The organism is [Empedobacter] haloabium, assembly GCA_008011715.2.
Lineage (GTDB): Bacteria > Pseudomonadota > Gammaproteobacteria > Burkholderiales > Burkholderiaceae_D > Rugamonas > Rugamonas haloabia.
In genome coordinates this window covers 3,607,215-3,624,247 of the sequence record CP136508.1, presented here as the reverse complement: position 1 = coordinate 3,624,247, position 17,033 = coordinate 3,607,215, and the positions used below count along the sequence as shown (strand labels likewise).

At 62.5% G+C, this 17,033-nt stretch carries 14 protein-coding genes and 2 tRNA genes; 12 read left to right on the top strand and 4 right to left on the bottom strand.

All coding sequences use genetic code 11. The features are described 5' to 3' along the window. Nucleotide 1 precedes the first annotated feature (1 nt). The 3 genes from E7V67_015750 to E7V67_015740 all read right to left on the bottom strand — a co-directional run bounded on the left by E7V67_015750 (nt 2) and on the right by E7V67_015740 (nt 4,826). Entirely contained in the window at nt 2-3,283 is a 3,282-nt protein-coding gene (locus tag E7V67_015750; protein ID WUR11169.1) for a DUF6531 domain-containing protein, read from the bottom strand. After that, a complete protein-coding gene (locus E7V67_015745; protein ID WUR11168.1) occupies nt 3,235-3,684 on the bottom strand; it encodes a hypothetical protein in 450 nt (149 codons plus the stop codon). The genes E7V67_015750 and E7V67_015745 overlap by 49 nt, the downstream gene beginning before the upstream one ends. Nucleotides 3,685-3,899: 215 nt before the next feature. Beyond that, on the bottom strand, nt 3,900-4,826 hold the full coding sequence (locus tag E7V67_015740; GenBank protein ID WUR11167.1) for a cation diffusion facilitator family transporter: 927 nt from the start codon (nt 4,824-4,826) through the stop codon (nt 3,900-3,902). A gap of 242 nt (nt 4,827-5,068) precedes the next feature. On the opposite strand from E7V67_015740, the gene E7V67_015735 reads away from it, so the two are divergent. The 12 genes from E7V67_015735 to E7V67_015680 all read left to right on the top strand — a co-directional run bounded on the left by E7V67_015735 (nt 5,069) and on the right by E7V67_015680 (nt 16,281). After that, nucleotides 5,069-5,145 (top strand) — tRNA-Val (locus E7V67_015735). Between the two features lie 95 nt (nt 5,146-5,240). Continuing rightward, nucleotides 5,241-5,317 (top strand) — tRNA-Val (locus E7V67_015730). Nucleotides 5,318-5,572: 255 nt separating this feature from the next. Continuing rightward, nucleotides 5,573-7,480 (top strand): threonine--tRNA ligase, encoded by a 1,908-nt coding sequence (thrS, locus tag E7V67_015725; protein WUR11166.1) that lies wholly within the window; start codon nt 5,573-5,575, stop codon nt 7,478-7,480. A gap of 72 nt (nt 7,481-7,552) precedes the next feature. Then, nucleotides 7,553-8,074, top strand: a complete 522-nt coding sequence (gene infC / locus E7V67_015720) for a translation initiation factor IF-3 (GenBank protein WUR16294.1) — start codon at nt 7,553-7,555, stop codon at nt 8,072-8,074. 340 nt (nt 8,075-8,414) lie between these two features. Further along, nucleotides 8,415-8,612, top strand: a complete 198-nt coding sequence (gene rpmI / locus E7V67_015715; GenBank protein WUR11165.1) for a 50S ribosomal protein L35 — start codon at nt 8,415-8,417, stop codon at nt 8,610-8,612. Between the two features lie 25 nt (nt 8,613-8,637). Continuing rightward, entirely contained in the window at nt 8,638-8,997 is a 360-nt protein-coding gene (gene rplT, locus E7V67_015710; protein WUR11164.1) for a 50S ribosomal protein L20, read from the top strand. Nucleotides 8,998-9,104: 107 nt separating this feature from the next. After that, nucleotides 9,105-10,121, top strand: coding sequence for a phenylalanine--tRNA ligase subunit alpha (gene pheS / locus E7V67_015705; protein ID WUR11163.1), 1,017 nt, complete (start codon nt 9,105-9,107; stop codon nt 10,119-10,121). A 22-nt stretch (nt 10,122-10,143) separates the two neighbouring features. Next, a complete protein-coding gene (gene pheT, locus E7V67_015700) occupies nt 10,144-12,570 on the top strand; it encodes a phenylalanine--tRNA ligase subunit beta (GenBank protein ID WUR11162.1) in 2,427 nt (808 codons plus the stop codon). Between the two features lie 237 nt (nt 12,571-12,807). After that, the gene (locus E7V67_015695; GenBank protein ID WUR16293.1) at nt 12,808-13,155 is read left to right on the top strand and encodes an integration host factor subunit alpha; all 348 of its coding nucleotides are present in this window, start codon (nt 12,808-12,810) and stop codon (nt 13,153-13,155) included. 13 nt (nt 13,156-13,168) lie between these two features. Continuing rightward, nucleotides 13,169-13,576: a MerR family transcriptional regulator gene (locus E7V67_015690; protein ID WUR11161.1), complete on the top strand. Its 408-nt coding sequence runs from the start codon at nt 13,169-13,171 to the stop codon at nt 13,574-13,576. A 307-nt stretch (nt 13,577-13,883) separates the two neighbouring features. Then, on the top strand, nt 13,884-14,516 hold the full coding sequence (locus E7V67_015685) for a response regulator transcription factor (GenBank protein ID WUR11160.1): 633 nt from the start codon (nt 13,884-13,886) through the stop codon (nt 14,514-14,516). A gap of 241 nt (nt 14,517-14,757) precedes the next feature. Further along, nucleotides 14,758-16,281, top strand: a complete 1,524-nt coding sequence (locus tag E7V67_015680) for a CHASE3 domain-containing protein (protein ID WUR11159.1) — start codon at nt 14,758-14,760, stop codon at nt 16,279-16,281. Here E7V67_015680 and E7V67_015675 read toward each other — a convergent pair. Further along, the gene (locus E7V67_015675; protein ID WUR11158.1) at nt 16,178-16,987 is read right to left on the bottom strand and encodes a Crp/Fnr family transcriptional regulator; all 810 of its coding nucleotides are present in this window, start codon (nt 16,985-16,987) and stop codon (nt 16,178-16,180) included. The two genes, E7V67_015680 and E7V67_015675, sit on opposite strands and share 104 nt — an antisense overlap. Between the last annotated feature and the right edge of the window lie 46 nt (nt 16,988-17,033).

Genomic DNA, 17,033 nt, shown 5'->3' with positions numbered 1-17,033 from the left:
GCTAGCTGGTGCCGGCGTATTCCTTGAGTAGGTTGTCCAGCACTTTTGGCAGTGGGACGCGAGTGGCAATGCTCTGGTGCTGCTGCCCAGTGTTGGGCACCTGGATATTGCCAGCCGGGTCGAACGCAAAGGTTTCATGGCCCATCGCGCTGTTTGCTGCGAGTAGCCGGCCGATCGGATCGTAGCGGTATTCGATATGCCCGCGCCGGGTGTCATCGATACTCGTCAGTTGGCCGGAGCGGTCGTAGCGGTAGCTCCGCTGGATGGCCGCCTGCATGCCGACTTGCGCATCGGGACGATATGGGTCAGGGCGGAACTCCATGTTCTTCCGGCCCAGCTGCTGTTCGATCAGCCGGCCGGCCGGGTCGTACTTCATCGTTTGCAGCAAGCCGTTGGCCTGGATACGGGCGGTTTCCTGGTACAGCGCGTCGCGCTCGAACGACACGACTTCTTGCCCGTCGAGCAGCAGTCCGTGCACGTGGCCGGCGCCGTAGGTCAGCCAGTCGATGCGCTGGCCGTCCGGGCGGGTCGTCCCGATACGCTGGTTCAGCTCGTCGTAGCGGTGGTGCCAGACCGCCGTGCGCTTGTCGGGGTGGAATGGGCCGTGGTAATGCTGGTGTTCGCGTACCAAGTTGCCGGCGGGGTCGTAGAACCATTGCAGCCGGGCGTGTTCGTTCCTTGCGTCGGCCAGTTGGCCGCTGGCGTAGTAGGCGAAAGTTTCAATCTGCTCCGGCTGGCCTAGGGCTGCTGCGCGGCGTTGCATGAGCCGGCCCATGGCATCGAACTCGAGCCGCGTGGCGACGCCAGCTTCGACCGTTTCCGCCAGCACGCCGGTCCCTTCATGGTAGCGGTAGTCGGTGGTCTTGCCATCGAAGCCCTGCTCCTGCAGCAGGCGGCCCACCGGGTCGTACTGGAAGCGGTAGACGCTGCCGTTTTCGTTTTCCAGCGCGGACAACCGGCCCAGCGCGTCCCAGCGGTAGCGCAGGCTGTGGCCCAGCGCGTCGGTACGCTGCGCGATTTGGCCGGCCGCCGTGTAGCGGTAGGCGGTGGTGCGATTCAGGGCATCAATGTGCGCCAGTAGCCGGCCTTCGGCGTCGTGGCGCAACTGCTCCTCGGTGCCGTCGGGATGGATCACCGCTTCGAGCTGGCCTGGGTAATTGCCGGTTTCTTCGCTGAGCGCCAAGGTCAGCGTTTCGGCGTTGACTGGCGTGTAGCGGTAGCGGGTGATATTGCCGGCGGCGTCGAAGCTTTTGATGAGGCGCTTGCGCTCGTCGTATTGCCACTGGGTGCTGTGGCCGGAACAGTCGGTGTAGCTGGCAAGCTGGCCGTCGGGCGTGTAGGCGAGCTTCTTGACACCGCCCTTGGCATCAGTGACTTCGACGGGGCGCCCGGCCTTGTCGTACGCATGTTGCGTCTTGTTGCCGAGCGGGTCGATTTCCTCGACCAGGTGGCCTTGCGCATCGTAGTCGCGCTTCCAGGTGCCGCCTTCGGGATCGAGGATGCCGGTGATGCGGTGGTTGGCATCGTATTCGAAGTGCACCTGAGTGCCGTCAGCGCGTGTGTGCGTGAGCAGGTTGCCATGGTCGTCGTAACGGAAATGCTCGCTGTTGCCGTCGGTGTGGATGTGGCGGATGACGTTTTTCGCGCTGTCGCGGTAGAACCATTCTTCCAGTCCGTCCGGGTAGATGGTGCGGTAGGTGTAGCCTGCGATGTCGTAGTAGTAGCGCGTTTCCTGGCCCAGCGCGTCGGTGACGTAGGTCAGGCGGATGTTCTTGTCCCACTCAAGCCGGGTGTCGTGGCTGCCGTCGTCCGCCCATTCGCGGATTGCCTTGGCATTGGCGCCGCTGTCGATGCTGGTGTCGTAGGCGAGGTTCATGCCGCGACCGGTACGGTCGGTGTAGCGCGTGACGAGGTGGCGGTCGTACTGGTAGTGCCAGGCGGCCGCGTTTTCTTCCTGGGCGTAAATCAGGTCGCCGTGTTCGTCGTAATCGTAGGCGGACAGTTGGCGCACCAGTTGGCCGTCTTTGATTTCCCACAGTGCGACGATGTGACCCTTGTCGTCGACCTGCGTGCCGGCATGGGCGACGATGGTGTCGCCTTGCTTGCTGATGATGTCGCTCAGTACCGCCTCGCCATTGGTCACGTGGTCGTAGCGCAGGCCCAGGGCGGCACCGTCCTTGGCGTGAATCGAGATCAGGCGGAAGTGCTGCTTGCCTATCTCGGTCACTTTGGCGCGCACCGTGTCGGTCAGCTCATAGCTTTCGCGCCACGGGCTGGATGCGCCTTCGGGCAACGGCTTGCCGAAGTCGAGCGTGAGCAAGGTCATGTTCAAGCGGGTCAGCGTGATCTGCTCGACCGGATCGTGGTGCGTTTCGCCGATCGCCAGCCATGGGTAGCGGTGGCTGCGGCCGTCGGCGGCGTGGTAGAGCAGGCCGGTCGGCTTGCCTTGGCCGACGACGTCGATGCGGATGCTGTACGGCGTCAGCCAGCGCGCGCCCAGGTTGCCGCTGTCGTAGGCGACCAGCTGGCTGCGGTAGGTGCGGCTCCATTCGATCGGCAGTGGCGCATCCAGCACGAAGTCCGTGTGCGCAAAGGTCTCGGCACCGGTGGCAAAGCTGATCGAGTGCGTAGTGGCGGCCTTGGCCGGGCACAGCTTGCATTGATTGGCATCGCCCGTGGCCGGGTGTTGCTTGTTGACGACCTCCAGCTCGTGGCCGGGATTGTCCTTCTTGTGTTGCGCACCCTTGGCGGATGGCATCAGCACCGCATGGCGCTTCTTGTGCTTGACCACGCCTTCGCGCAGGCGCAGCAGGATCCACTTGATGCTCATCTGCGCCTTCTCGTCGGCCAGCGCGGTCAGCTGGGCGCGGAACGCGGGTTTGAACTTGGTCAGGTGCGTGATGATGACCGTCACGCCAGCGACAGCGCTTTCCGGCAGTTGGCGCGCCGCCGTGGCTGCGGCATAGTTTGCGGCCTTCTTGTAGTGCCGGTCCAGCGCACCCAGCATGCGGCGCCAGCTGCTTTGCACCTTGTGGTCGTGCAGCTTGTCTTCCACCTCCGCCGGCGAGGCGATCTCGAACAGCGGCTCCTTGCCGATGCAGCGGTTGAGGATCTTGATCAGGTCGTCGGCAATGCCGTCGGCCATCTTGGCGCAGTCATCCAGGATGCCGGACAGCCTGGCCATCGCACCCTCGATAAAGGTGTCGAGCTCGCCGGCCAGCTTCGCGTTCAGGTTTACTGCCAGCACCTCGACCAGCGTGGCGCCGACATCCTTGAAGCCCATGGCGAACTTTTGCCGCGCCAGGTGGAGGGCAGGCTCATGCGCGCGGCGCTCGATGCCGGCAGGGGGATCACGCCGATCAGGTTGATGCCCAGGCTGACCCACTCCAGGAAATCGACTTTTTTATCGGCGATGTATTTCTGGACGATGCCAACGACATCCATGACAGCGTCGATCACCGCCATGATGTTGCCGATCACGGGCAGGCTGCCTGCCACGGTGCTGAGGCGCTCGAGGGTCACGTAATCGTGGCTGATCTTGCGCAGCCACTTGTCGAAGGCGGCTGCAGCCGCGCCGACGTCCTGCTGGTCGATCGTGTTCAGTGGGGCGACGGCGACTTCGGGGGGCGTTGGGCAGGCTTGGACGTGGGGTCGGTCATGACGCTGTTCTTCGTTTTCTTCCACAGGCGCAGGCGCGTGGGACGCATGCGCCTAATGGCCTAGTTGCCATTTTAACATGCCTGCATCGACATATTGCCTGGAATGGTGACGGCCGAGCGGCCTTTCGACCTGTATCGTAGGACGTTCGTCATGCTGGCTTCAGCAAAGGTTCGTCTCGTTTGGCCAGGCTCAATCCCAACGCGGCTTGATGGGCACGGTAAGGCCAGCGGATGCGGGTATCAGAGGTGGCCAGCCGGCCGCCCCTGCCGCCCCGCCACCTCGGCCTGCAAGGTCACATGGTCGATGCGGTGCCGCTCCAGCAGCATCGTCCTGATCGCCTTCAGCACGCGCGGCCAGTGCTGCAGGTCCGTCACCTCGACATGGCCGATCAGCGCCGGTTCGCCCGGCGACATGTCCCACACGTGCAGGTCGTGCACGGAAACGACGCCGTCCACCCCCTCCAGGTCCGCCCCCAGCTGCAAATAATCGATATGTGCTGGCACGCCTTCCATCAAATGATGGCCCGACTCGCGCAGGATGCCGTAGGTGGATTTCAGGAGCAGCAGCGAGACGATCAGCGACAGCAGCGGGTCAATTTGCATCCAGCCCGTGTACCAGATAACGGCGCCGGCGACCAGGGCGGCCACGGAGCCCAGCATGTCGCCCAGCACATGGACCAGCGCGGCGCGGGTGTTCATGCTGTCGCGATCCTTCGACAGCACCCAGGCCACGACGAGGTTGACGGCCAGGCCGATGGCGGCCACGACGAACACGGTGCCGCCGGCCACCGGCTGCGGTTCGGCAAACCGGTGCACGGCCTCGAACACGATCCAGCCCACGACCAGCAGCATCACCAGGCCGTTGACAAAGGCGGCCAGCGCCTCGGCGCGACCGAAGCCGAACGAATAACGGGAAGAGGGCGGCTGGCGGGCGATCAGCTGGGCGAACAGGGCCAGGCCCAGCGAAGCGGCGTCCGTTACCATATGGCCGGCGTCGGAGATCAGCGCGAGCGAATTGGACATGAAGCCGGCACCCACCTCGACGCCGGCGAACAGCAAGGTGAGGCCGAGTGCCCAGGCGAGAATCGACAGGCTGCGATCGGCGCGCTGGTGACGGTACTTGGCATCGCCCTTCAGGTGGGCGTGCAGGTGGCTGGGTGCATTCATGGTGTGGAGCGCAAGAGGTTCATCGGTAGGCGCCGGATGGGTTGCCAAGCTCGGCCATGGCCGCCGCCGCCCGGCAGTGCGCTTCCACGCGCAGGGCAGGAAGCCAGGGGCAACAGGGCGGGATGCATGGCGGCAGTCAATATAGCATGGCGCCCGGCAGCGCTGCCCTGGATGAGTCCGTGCCAACATTTTCAGGTTGGCCCTTGTTTTTCTCTCGTTGCCTCCCTATAATGCTGGGCATCGGGCGGTTAGTTCAGCTGGTTAGAATACTTGGTCGACATCCAAGGGGTCGGGGATTCGAATTCCTCACCGCCCACCAGAACAAGCAGTACAGTAGTTGGTTGTAAGGCAGTAAAGTCCAGGGTAGTGCTGTTGTGTGACGAATGTCGCGTAGTATCACTGCTCCGGGCCACCGGGCGGTTAGTTCAGCTGGTTAGAATACTTGGTCGACATCCAAGGGGTCGGGGATTCGAATTCCTCACCGCCCACCAGAATTCCAGAAGCGTCGTGCAGCCTTGCGCGGCGCTTTCATCTTGTAAGAGCGAGAAAGGCACACCGGTTATGACACCGCGAACTACGACCGCAGGGTTTGGTGAGTGACGCTAGTCGACCGGCTTTCTTTGGCTTTTTCAATTTGAAGAAAAACGCGGCTAGTCCGCGTTTTTTTTCGTCCCGCTTTTCCCTACATTCGTCCCCATCTATTTTCGCAGCAGCTTAAGCGGCCCTCGTGCCGATTGGAGATCACTATGGTATCAGTCCGACTTCCCGATGGATCCGTGCGCCAGTTCGACGCGCCGGTCACCGTCGCCCAGGTGGCATCGAACATCAGCAACAGCCTGGCCAAGGCCGCCCTGGCCGGCAAGGTCGACGGCAAGGTCGTCGATACTTCCTTCCTGATCGAACAGGACGCCGACGTCGCCATCGTCACGGACAAGGATCCGGAAGGCCTGGACGTCATCCGCCACTCCACCGCCCACCTGCTGGCCTACGCCGTCAAGGAGCTGTTCCCCGATGCGCAGGTGACGATCGGCCCGACGATCGAAAATGGCTTCTATTACGACTTCTCGTATAAGCGCCCGTTCACGCCGGACGACCTGGTGGCGATCGAAAAGAAAATGGCCGAGCTGGTCAAGAAGGACGAGCCCGTCACCCGCAAGGTGCTGCCGCGCGACGAGGCGGTGGCGTACTTCAAGTCCATCGGTGAAGAATACAAGGCCGAGATCATCAGCTCGATCCCGGCGGGCGAGGACGTGTCGCTGTACAGCGAAGGCAAGTTCACCGACCTGTGCCGCGGTCCGCACGTGCCCTCGACCGGCAAGCTGAAAGTCTTCAAGCTGATGAAGCTGGCCGGCGCCTACTGGCGCGGCGACTCGAAGAACGAGATGCTGCAGCGTGTCTACGGCACCGCCTGGGCCAAGAAGGAAGAGCAGGAGCAGTACCTGCACATGCTGGAAGAGGCGGAAAAGCGCGACCACCGGAAGCTGGGCAAGCAGCTGGACTTCTTCCACTTCCAGGACGAGGCGCCGGGCCTGGTGTTCTGGCATCCGAAAGGCTGGACGATCTGGCAGCAGGTCGAGCAATACATGCGCAAGAAGTACCAGGACAACGGCTACCAGGAAGTCAAGGCGCCGCAGATCCTGGACGCCAGCCTGTGGGGCAAGACCGGCCACTGGGACAACTACCGCGAAAACATGTTCGTGACGGAGTCGGAGAACCGTTCCTACGCGCTCAAACCCATGAACTGCCCGGGCCACGTGCAGATCTTCAACTCGGCCATGCGCTCGTACCGCGACCTGCCGCTGCGCTACGGCGAGTTCGGTCAGTGCCACCGCAACGAGCCGTCCGGCGCGCTGCACGGCATCATGCGCGTGCGCGGCTTCACCCAGGACGACGGCCACATCTTCTGCACGCACGAGCAGATCGAGCCGGAAGTGGTGGCGTTCCACCAGCAGGCGATGGAGGTCTACGCGGACTTCGACTTCACCAATATCGAAGTCAAGCTGGCGCTGCGTCCGGACAATCGTATCGGTACCGACGAGATCTGGAACGACGCGGAGGAGGCGCTGCGCCAGGGTCTGCGCGCCTGCGGCGTGACCTGGACGGAACTGCCGGGCGAGGGCGCGTTCTACGGTCCGAAGATCGAATACCACCTGAAGGACTCGCTGGGCCGCCCATGGCAGGTGGGCACGATGCAGGTCGACTTCTTCATGCCGGAGCGCCTGGGTGCGGAATATGTCGCGGACGACAACACCCGCAAGGTGCCCGTCATGCTGCACCGCGCGATCGTTGGTTCGATGGAGCGCTTCATCGGCATCCTGATCGAGAACTACGCCGGCGCGCTGCCGATGTGGCTGGCACCGGTCCAGGTTGCCGTGCTGAACATTTCGGACAGCCAGGCCGAATACGCGACGGCGCTGGCCGCGAAGCTGCGCCAGCAGGGCTTCCGCGTCACGGCTGATTTGCGCAACGAGAAGATCACGTATAAAATACGCGAACATTCCGTCCAAAAGTTGCCTTATATCCTGGTGATCGGCGACAAGGAACGGGATGCCAATACCGTGGCCGTGCGTGCGCGGGGCAATGTCGATCTCGGCGTTATGTCGATCGATGCCCTGGTCGAGCGACTCCAGCAGGACGTCGCCAACAAAGCCTGACGGGAAGTGCAGCGGGCAACCGCTGCACCACCGTAACCGGCCGCTCCAACATATTTCTTAAAGGAAACTGCAATAGCTACTGACAAGTCGCATCGCATCAATGGCGAAATCACGGCACCGGAAATGCGCCTGTCCGGTGTCAACAATGAGCCGCTGGGCATCGTAAGCCTGGCCGAAGCCTTCCGCCTGGCGGAAGAAGCGAACGTTGACCTGGTGGAAATCGCCCCGACGGCGAATCCGCCTGTCTGTCGTCTGATGGACTACGGCAAGTTCAAGTATTCGGAGCAGAAGAAGGCGCACGAAGCGAAATTGAAGCAGAAGGTCATCTCCGTGAAGGAAGTCAAATTCCGTCCGGGTACCGATGATGGCGACTACAACATCAAGCTGCGCAACCTGATCAAGTTCCTGGAAGACGGCGACAAGACGAAAATCACGTTGCGTTTCCGTGGCCGCGAAATGGCCCACCAGGACATCGGCATGCGCATGCTCGAGCGTCTGAAGGCTGATCTGGAAGAACATGGCCAGGTCGAGCAGTTCCCGAAAATGGAAGGCCGGCAGATGATTATGGTCATCGCGCCAAAGAAGAAGAAATAGGCGTCGGCAAACTCGCAAAGCGGGCGCATTTCGGGTCCGCCGTGCTCGTCGTACATGTGTACGACTCCGCGCGGCGGGCCCGAACTGCATCCCGCTGTGCGAGTTTTCCGAGGCCTCTTTCCAACCATGCATCGCGTTTCAAGGCGTTGCAATTGGAAAAATCGGTTATAATTGCCGGCTGCCGAGTGCACCCGGCGAAAAGAATTTGCAGCCTCAAGCTGCAACATGTAGTGGCCCCGCTGCCGCTGCATCAACAAGTGAAAGCAGGCACCCAAGCGCAACGTGTTGTTGCCACCTGCAATCCTGTTACTTTGGAGCTGTCCGCGAGGACAGATGTGTTATGCCAAAAATGAAGACCAAAAGCTCCGCGAAGAAGCGTTTTCGCGTGCGTCCAGGTGGTACCGTCAAGTCGGGTATGGCGTTCAAGCGTCACATCCTGACCAAGAAGACCACCAAAAACAAGCGTCAACTGCGTGGTACCCGCAACATCAATGCGTCCGACGTCACGAGCGTCCTGCGCATGATGCCGTCCGCTTAATCTCACACTCATCTAAGGAGCTACTATGCCTCGAGTAAAACGTGGGGTTACTGCGCGTGCCCGTCATAAAAAAGTACTGAATCTGGCCAAGGGTTACCGCGGTCGTCGCAGCAAGGTTTACCGTATTGCCAAGCAAGCAGTCATGCGCGCTGGCCAGTACGCCTACCGCGACCGTCGTAACAAGAAGCGCGTCTTCCGCGCCCTGTGGATCACCCGTATCAACGCGGCTTCGCGTGAACACGGCCTGACCTACAGCGTCTTCATGAACGGCCTGAAGAAAGCCGCTATCGAACTGGACCGTAAAGTCCTGGCCGATATGGCTGTGATGGACAAGCCGGCGTTTGCCGCGATTGTCAACGCCGTGAAAGCAAAAATCGCTGCTTAATTAATCAGTGATCGATGTTGCGTGCCGCTGCAAGGCGGCACGAAGAGCGGGGCAGGGTCTAACAACCTGGGCCCCGTTTTACATTTCCAGCATAGGAAAACAGTCGGATGAACTCCCTCGAAGAATTGGTCGTCGCGGCCCAGGCTGACTTCATCGCCGCCGCCGACGCAGCCGCACTTGAAAACGCCAAAGCCGTCTATCTCGGCAAGACCGGCCGCATCACCGAATTGATGAAGGGCCTCGGCAAGCTCGAGCCCGAGGAAAAGAAGGCGCAGGGTGCCCTGATCAACGCCGCCAAGCAGCAGATCGAAGCCGCGCTGACCGCGCGCCGTGACGCGCTGGCGGATGCCCAGCTGCAGCTGCGCCTGAACGCGGAAGCCATCGACGTCACCTTGCCCGGCCGTGGCCGCGCCACCGGCGGCATCCACCCCGTGATGCGCACATGGGAACGGGTGGAAGCGATCTTCCGCTCGATCGGCTTCGACGTGGCCGGCGGCCCGGAAATCGAAACCGACTGGACCAATTTCACCGCACTGAACAGCCCGGAAAACCACCCGGCCCGTTCGATGCAGGACACCTTCTACATCGAAGGCAACGACAGCACCGGCAAGCCGCTGCTGCTGCGTACCCACACCAGCCCGATGCAGGTGCGCTATGCGCGCAGCCACCAGCCGCCGATCAAGGTGATCGCGCCGGGTCGCACCTACCGCGTCGACAGCGACGCGACGCACTCGCCGATGTTCCACCAGGTCGAAGGCCTGTGGATCGCCGAGAGCATCAGCTTTGCCGACCTGAAGGGCGTGTACCTGAACTTCGTCAAGGCCTTCTTCGAGACGGACGACCTGCAGGTGCGCTTCCGCCCCTCGTACTTCCCGTTCACGGAACCGTCGGCAGAGATCGACATCGCGTTCGGCTCCGGCCCCCTCAAGGGCCGCTGGCTCGAAGTGTCCGGTTCGGGCCAGGTGCATCCGAACGTCGTGCGCAATTTCGGGCTGGACCCGGAAAAATACATCGGCTTCGCGTTCGGCTCCGGCCTGGAGCGCCTGACGATGCTGCGCTACGGCGTCAACGACCTGCGCCTGTTCTACGAAGGCGACCTGCGCTTCCTGAAGCAGTTCAATTAAAAGAATAATCCGAGGGCTGAATATGCAATTCTCCGAAAACTGGCTCCGTACCATGGCCGATCCGAAGATGACTTCGGATGAACTGTCGCACCTGCTGACGATGTCCGGCCTGGAAGTGGAAGAAGTCGAGCCCGTCGCGCCGCCGTTCTCGAACGTCGTGGTCGGCCACGTGCGCGAAATGGAAAAGCACCCGAACGCGGACCGCCTGAACGTGTGCCAGGTCGACGTCGGCACCGGTACGCTGCTCAACATCGTCTGCGGCGCGCCGAACGTGCGCCCGGGCCTGAAGGTCGTGTGCGCCAAGGCCGGCGCCGTGCTGCCGCCGGGTGCGGACGGCAAGCCGTTCGAGATCAAGGTGGGCAAGCTGCGCGGCGTCGAGTCGCAGGGCATGCTGTGCTCGGCGCGCGAGCTGAAGCTGTCGGAAGACCACGGCGGCCTCTTGGAGCTGCCGGAAGACGCGCCGGTCGGTGCCGACTTCCGCGACTACTACGCGCTGGACGACCTGAAGTTCACGATCAAGCTGACGCCGAACAAGGCCGACTGCCTGTCCGTGCTGGGCGTGGCGCGCGAGGTTTCCGCGCTGACCGGCGTGCCGCTGCAGGCGCCGCAATGCGCGCCGGTGGCCGTCAACACCGATGAAAAACTGGCCGTGAAGATCAGCGCGCCGGACCTGTGCGGCCGCTTCTCCGGCCGCGTCATCCGCAACCTTGACGCCCGTGCCGCGACGCCGGACTGGATGAAGCAGCGCCTCGAGCGCAGCGGCCAGCGTTCGCTGTCGGCGCTGGTGGACATCTCCAACTACGTCATGCTGGAACTGGGCCGTCCCTCGCACGTATTCGACCTGGACAAGATCCACGGCGGCCTGGACGTGCGTTGGGGTAAGACCGGCGAATCGCTCAAGCTCCTGAACGGCAATACCGTGGCAGTGGACGAGTGGGTCGGCGTGATCGCCGACGACAAGGAACTCGAATCGCTGGCCGGCATCATGGGCGGCGATTCGACCGCCGTGTCGCTGGAGACGACCAATATCTACCTGGAAGCGGCGTTCTGGTGGCCCAATTCGATCCAGGGCCGCGCCCGTAAATACAACTTCTCGACCGATGCGGCGCACCGCTTCGAGCGCGGCGTGGACTACGCGACGACGGTGGAGCACATCGAGCGCATCACCGCGCTGATCCTGGAGATCTGCGGCACGCCCGAAACCAAGGTCGGCCCGGTGGACGACATCGTCGCCAGCCTGCCGCAGCGCAGCCCGGTCAAGATGCGCACCGCCCGCGCCCAGAAGGTGATCGGCGTGCCGCTGACCGACGCGGTCGTGGCCGACATCTTCACGCGCCTGGCGTTGCCGTTCACCTTGGAGGACGGCGTGTTTTCGGTGACGGCCCCGAGCTACCGCTTCGACATCGAGATCGAGGAAGACCTGATCGAGGAAGTGGCGCGCGTGTACGGCTTCGAGAACATCCCGGCGCGTCCGCCGGTGGCCGAGAACACGATGCGCATCGAGCCGGAGAATACCCGTTCGATCTTCGCCGTGCGCCACCAGCTGGCCGACCTGGGCTACCAGGAAGTGGTCAACATGAGCTTCGTGGAAGCGCAGTGGGAGCTGGACTTCGCCGCCAACGACAACCCGATCAAGCTGCAGAACCCGATCGCCAGCCAGCTCTCCGTGATGCGCTCGTCGCTGATCGGCAGCCTGGTGGCCAATGTGCGCTATAACCTGAACCGCAAGGCGCCGCGCGTGCGGGTGTTCGAAGTGGGCGCCGTGTATCATCGCGACGCTGCGGTGGCGGACGGTGCGTTGACGGTGGCCGGCTACAGCCAGCCGCAGCGCGTGGCCGCGATCGCCTACGGTCCGCAGGCGGACGAGCAGTGGGGCCAGCCGACTCGCGACGTCGACTTCTTCGACGTCAAGGCCGACCTGGAAGCGCTGTTCGCGCCGGCGCAGCTGCGTTTCGCCAAGCTGGAGCACCCGGCGCTGCACCCGGGCCGTGCCGCTTCGGTGGCGCTGGACGGCAAGGTGATCGGCTTCGTCGGCGAGCTGCATCCGCGCTGGCTGCAGAAATACGACCTGCCGAAGGCACCGGTGCTGTTCGAGGTGGATGCCGACGCGCTGCAGCAACGCAGCGTGCCGCAATACCAGGAAATCTCGAAGTTCCCGGGCACCACGCGCGACCTGGCCCTGGTGGTCAAGCAGCACGTGGCGGCCCAGGACCTGCTCGACGCCTTTGCCGCCGCGGTGGCCGCGGCCGAGCATGGACGCATCGTGCAAGCCATTGTTTTGTTTGATGAATATCGCGGCAAGGGCTTGGAGGCGGACGAAAAATCGCTTGCTTTCCGCTTTAGCTTGCAAGATACTCAAACCACCCTGCAGGACGAGTTGGTCGACACCCTGATGGCGGCGCTGGCCGATGCCGCGGCGCAAAAGCAGGGTGCCAAGGTCCGCAAGTAAGTAGCCCGACGGGCTCCCGCAGGCGGCCGCCGGCAGCTTGACTTCGATGACATTAAGTTGTCATTAAGTGAAGCACCGGCCGCCGGCAGGTATAGTCACGCACTCATCAGTTCATCCCCGCGAGTCCGGTCCCACCGGACTCGATGTTCTTTGTAAAGGCAGGGCAGGAAAATTAACAACAACGACGTCGATTCCGCGGTATTGCAATCTGCGCTGGATGCCGAGTTGCACAGCGCCATGCAGGTTGCCAAGGTCCGCAAGGAAGCTGAAAAAGACTTGCCCACGCTGACGAAAGCCGAGCTGGCCGAACTGCTGTTCGAACAGGTTGGCCTGAACAAGCGTGAGGCCAAGGACATGGTCGAAACCTTCTTCGACGAGATCCGCAACGCGCTGGAGCGGGGCGAGGCCGTCAAGCTGTCCGGTTTCGGCAATTTCCAGCTGCGTGACAAGCCGCAGCGGCCGGGCCGCAACCCGAAGACGGGTGAGGAGATCCCGATCACGGCCCGCCGGGTCGTTACCTTCCATGCCAGCCAGAAGCTCAAGGCGATGGTGGAAGAAAGTGCCGCGCTGGCACGTGCTGCCTGATCAAAGGGTGGACATGAACGATCGCATCGGCAAGACCGATCTGGTGAGCCTGCCGCCGATTCCGGCCAAGCGCTATTTCACGATTGGCGAGGTCAGCGAACTGTGCGGCGTCAAGCCCCACGTATTGCGGTATTGGGAACAGGAATTCACCCAGCTGAAGCCCGTCAAGCGGCGCGGCAACCGTCGCTATTACCAGCACCACGAAGTGCTGTTGATCCGTCGCATCCGTGAACTGCTGTATGAACAGGGTTTCACGATCAGTGGCGCGCGCAATAAGCTGGACAGCCGTGGCGCGGCCGTGCAAGAAGAGTATGATGGTGGTTCGGGCATGGCCGACGAGGCGCGTGCCGAAGTATTGCCGCCGCTGGACCGTGACATGATCCGCGGCGAGTTGCAGGCGATCCTGGATCTGTTGAAATGAGGCATATTGAAAACCACCGGGTGCGGCACCATCTGTCCGTCGCATGACGCGATGGGCGGACGCGCACGATGGCGCCCCTCATGGCGCGTCGCGACAGGGAGACGTGGCAGCGTCTGACGGCGCGGACAGCGTCTTTTTTTTCGCCCGCCCCGGTTTTGATGTCAGCGCGACAATGCGCGAGAACGTTAAATGATTGGTGATACAATATCAACGTTATAATTTTGCCAGTGAAAAATGCAGACGCTGATCCGGAGCGGCGAGCGCTCCAGACCTACTTCCCCACGCTAGGGACATACGAGGGAAAACAATGATACGCGTTGCCATTTGTGACGATCATCAGATAGTTAGAGCAGGGTTCAAACAGATTTTCTCAGCCTCCGACGAATTTTCCGTCGTGGCGGAAGGCAGCACGGGCCGGGAAGCGCTCGATATCGCGCGGCGCGAGATCTGCGATGTGTTGCTGCTGGACATTGCCATGCCCGACCAGAGCGGCATCGACACCCTGCGCACCATTCGCCAGGGCCAACCGGACCTGCCCGTGCTGATCCTGTCGGGCTATCCGGCGCAACAGTACGCGCTCAATCTGTTCAAGATGGGCGCCAACGGCTACCTGAACAAGGAATGCGAGGCGGACGAGCTGATCACGGCCGTGCGCACCGTCTACCAGGGCCGCCGCTACGTCAGCTCGCAGGTTGGCGAGCTGCTGGCACAGAGCTTCGACCGTGACCCGAACACGGCCTTGCACACGGAACTGTCTGATCGCGAGTTCCAGGTCTTTCTGCGCCTCGCGCGTGGCGCTACCGTGTCGGACATCGGCACGGCGCTGTCGCTCAGCATCAAGACCGTCAGCACCTATCGCACCCGGATCATGGAAAAAATGGGCTTGCAATCGAACAGCGACCTGACCTACTACGCCATGAAGAACAACCTGCTGGACTGAAGTGTCGCTTGCGCGGCGGGGCTGCCGGCCTTGCCGCGTGCGCTGCGTCCCTCCTCGGGACGCCGCCGCCATCCCGCCCCCGACGGTGCCGAACCGGCACCGTGCCGTGCAGTTTCCTCAAGTATCCGTTGTTCTCCAGCGCAACTTTTTGCGCCGAATGAGCTTTCCGCGAGGCATTAATTGGCTCGGCAGTCTATAATAGCCTGCTCCCGCCGCCGCGCTCAGCGAAGGATGCTTCAGGATGTATTTCACCGTCAAAGCAGGTCCGCAACACCGCCTGCCGCTCTACAAGACCGTTTTGTGCGTCACGTGCGTACTGTTTTTGATCGTCAACGGCCTGAGCCTGTTCCATAACCTCGAATCGCTGAAGAGCGCGAACGGCCAGACGCTGCAGAGCTCGCGCGTGGCGGAACGCTTGCAATACCTGGGCGTACTCGTGCAGGATGCCGAGAGCAGCATGCGTGGCTACTTTATTTCCGGTAACGAAACCTACCTGGGACCCACGCGGGCCGTGACGGCGGAGACGGAGGCGGAGTTCGCGCTGCTGGAGAAGCTGCTGGCCGATAATCCGGCCCAGCTGAAGAACCTGAACCAGCTGCACCAGCTGGTGCGCCGCAAGCTGGCGATGATGGGGCAGGCCATCGACGTCTACAAGCATGGCGGGCTGGACGAGATCGTCAATATCGCCCGCTATGCGGACGAGCGCAGCGGCATGGACGAGATCCGACTGCAGACCGTCATCATGATCCAGGAGCAGAACGAAACCCTGGCGGCGCGCAGCGCGCGCTTCTACGACGAATACCACAAGGCCCTGATGCTGGGCATGGGCATCAACGCCGTCGCCATCGTCGTGCTGGTGATGTTCTATCAGCTGGTGCGGCGCAGCTATTTCAACCAGGCCACCGTCGAGCACGCGCTGCAGCAGTCCAACGAGAACCTGGAAGAGATGGTGGCGCAGCGTACGGAGCAGCTGTCCGTGCTGTCGCGCCACCTGATCAGTATTTCGGAAGAGGAGAAGGCGCGGCTGTCGCGCGAGCTGCACGACGAGATGGGCGCGCACCTGACATCGATCAGCATGGACATCGCCGCCGTCATCCAGCCATTGCAGAAGACCGAGCCGGAACTGGTGTCCCAGCTGCGCCGCGCCCGCGCGACCCTGCTGGAAACGGTCGAGCTGAAACGCCGCATCATCGAAAACCTGCGCCCCAGCCTGCTGGACAACCTAGGCCTGTGCGCCGCCATCGACAGCTATACGGAAGACTTCGCCCGCCTGACGGGCATCCCCTGCGATACGCAGATCGGTGCCGAGGTCGATGGCATCGCGCGCGAGGGCGAGGCCAGCCTGTCGATCGCCCTGTTCCGCATCGTGCAGGAGTCGCTGACGAACATCCGCAAATACGCGCGGGCGCAGCACGTGTCGGTCACGTTGAAGCAGACGGAAGAGGGCATGCTGGTGTTGCGCATTATCGACGATGGAATCGGCATCGCGTCCGACATGATCGTCAAGCCGATGTCGCACGGCCTGTTGGGCATGCGCGAACGGGCGCTGCTGCTGGGCGGTACCCTGACGATCCGGCGCGGCCGGGGCGACAAGGGTACCTGTATCGAGGTGTTCATCCCGCTGCGGGGCGGGGCGGTGGCGGCCGAGCCGCCGAGGCAACTCAGCAACCTGCTACGTCAACGAGCAGACGATCATATTCCGTCTTTGCCACCTTGTAGCACTCACCCGCATAGCGTTCCAGCCCTGCACGATCCAGCACAGTGATGTTGCCGCGGCGGTAGGTGATCAGGCCGTCGTCCTGCAGCTTGCCGGCGGCCGCCGTGATGCTTTCGCGCCGCACGCCCAGCATGATGGAGATCATTTCCTGGGTCACCTTCAGCTCGTTGCTGGGCGAGCGGTCCAGGCGGTCCAGCAGCCAGCGGCACAGCTTCTGCTCGATCGAGCTGTGGCGGCCGCCAACGGCGTTTTGTGCCATCTGGGCAAACAGGGCGGTGTTGTAGCGCATCAGCAGCTGGGGCAGTGCGCCGCCCTGGTTGAATACGTCGCGCAGCGCCTGTGCCTTCAGGCGATAGCCGTAGCCTGCGCTTTGCACGACAGCGGTGCACATGGCACGTTCGCCCGGGAACATCGAGACGCCGACGACGCCTTCATGGCCGACCACGGCAATCTCCGTGGTGGCACCGTCTTCCATCACGTACAGCAGGGAGACGATGGCGGTGGTCGGGAAGTAGACGTTTTCCAGCTTGCTGCCGTATTCGAACAGTTCCTTGCCGAAGGGCAGTTGGACCAGTTCCAGGTGTTCGAACAGCGATTCCAGTACCTGGCGAGGCAGTGCGGCCAGCAGTTCGTTCTGCTGGGTGCCGCTGTAGCTGACAACGGGCCGGGACGCCACTTTGAAGTCCCGCGAGCCGACCGGCATGGTGCGGGAAACATTGTTCTTTTCGATGGCGCCAGGTTGAGTGTTGTTCATTTTATCCTCACAGAGCTTAAGTACACGGTACGCTGTCGGGGCCGAC

Excerpts from the sequence above, each read along its gene's own strand:
- pheT (WUR11162.1), top strand. The coding sequence starts at position 10,144 with ATGCAATTCTCCGAAAACTGGCTCCGTACCATGGCCGATCCGAAGATG.
- E7V67_015690 (WUR11161.1), top strand. The coding sequence starts at position 13,169 with ATGAACGATCGCATCGGCAAGACCGATCTGGTGAGCCTGCCGCCGATT.
- thrS (WUR11166.1), top strand. The coding sequence starts at position 5,573 with ATGGTATCAGTCCGACTTCCCGATGGATCCGTGCGCCAGTTCGACGCG.
- pheS (WUR11163.1), top strand. The coding sequence starts at position 9,105 with ATGAACTCCCTCGAAGAATTGGTCGTCGCGGCCCAGGCTGACTTCATC.
- E7V67_015685 (WUR11160.1), top strand. The coding sequence starts at position 13,884 with ATGATACGCGTTGCCATTTGTGACGATCATCAGATAGTTAGAGCAGGG.
- E7V67_015675 (WUR11158.1), bottom strand. The coding sequence starts at position 16,987 with ATGAACAACACTCAACCTGGCGCCATCGAAAAGAACAATGTTTCCCGC.
- E7V67_015740 (WUR11167.1), bottom strand. The coding sequence starts at position 4,826 with ATGAATGCACCCAGCCACCTGCACGCCCACCTGAAGGGCGATGCCAAG.
- E7V67_015680 (WUR11159.1), top strand. The coding sequence starts at position 14,758 with ATGTATTTCACCGTCAAAGCAGGTCCGCAACACCGCCTGCCGCTCTAC.
- E7V67_015695 (WUR16293.1), top strand. The coding sequence starts at position 12,808 with ATGCAGGTTGCCAAGGTCCGCAAGGAAGCTGAAAAAGACTTGCCCACG.
- rplT (WUR11164.1), top strand. The coding sequence starts at position 8,638 with ATGCCTCGAGTAAAACGTGGGGTTACTGCGCGTGCCCGTCATAAAAAA.
- rpmI (WUR11165.1), top strand. The coding sequence starts at position 8,415 with ATGCCAAAAATGAAGACCAAAAGCTCCGCGAAGAAGCGTTTTCGCGTG.
- E7V67_015750 (WUR11169.1), bottom strand. The coding sequence starts at position 3,283 with ATGGGCTTCAAGGATGTCGGCGCCACGCTGGTCGAGGTGCTGGCAGTA.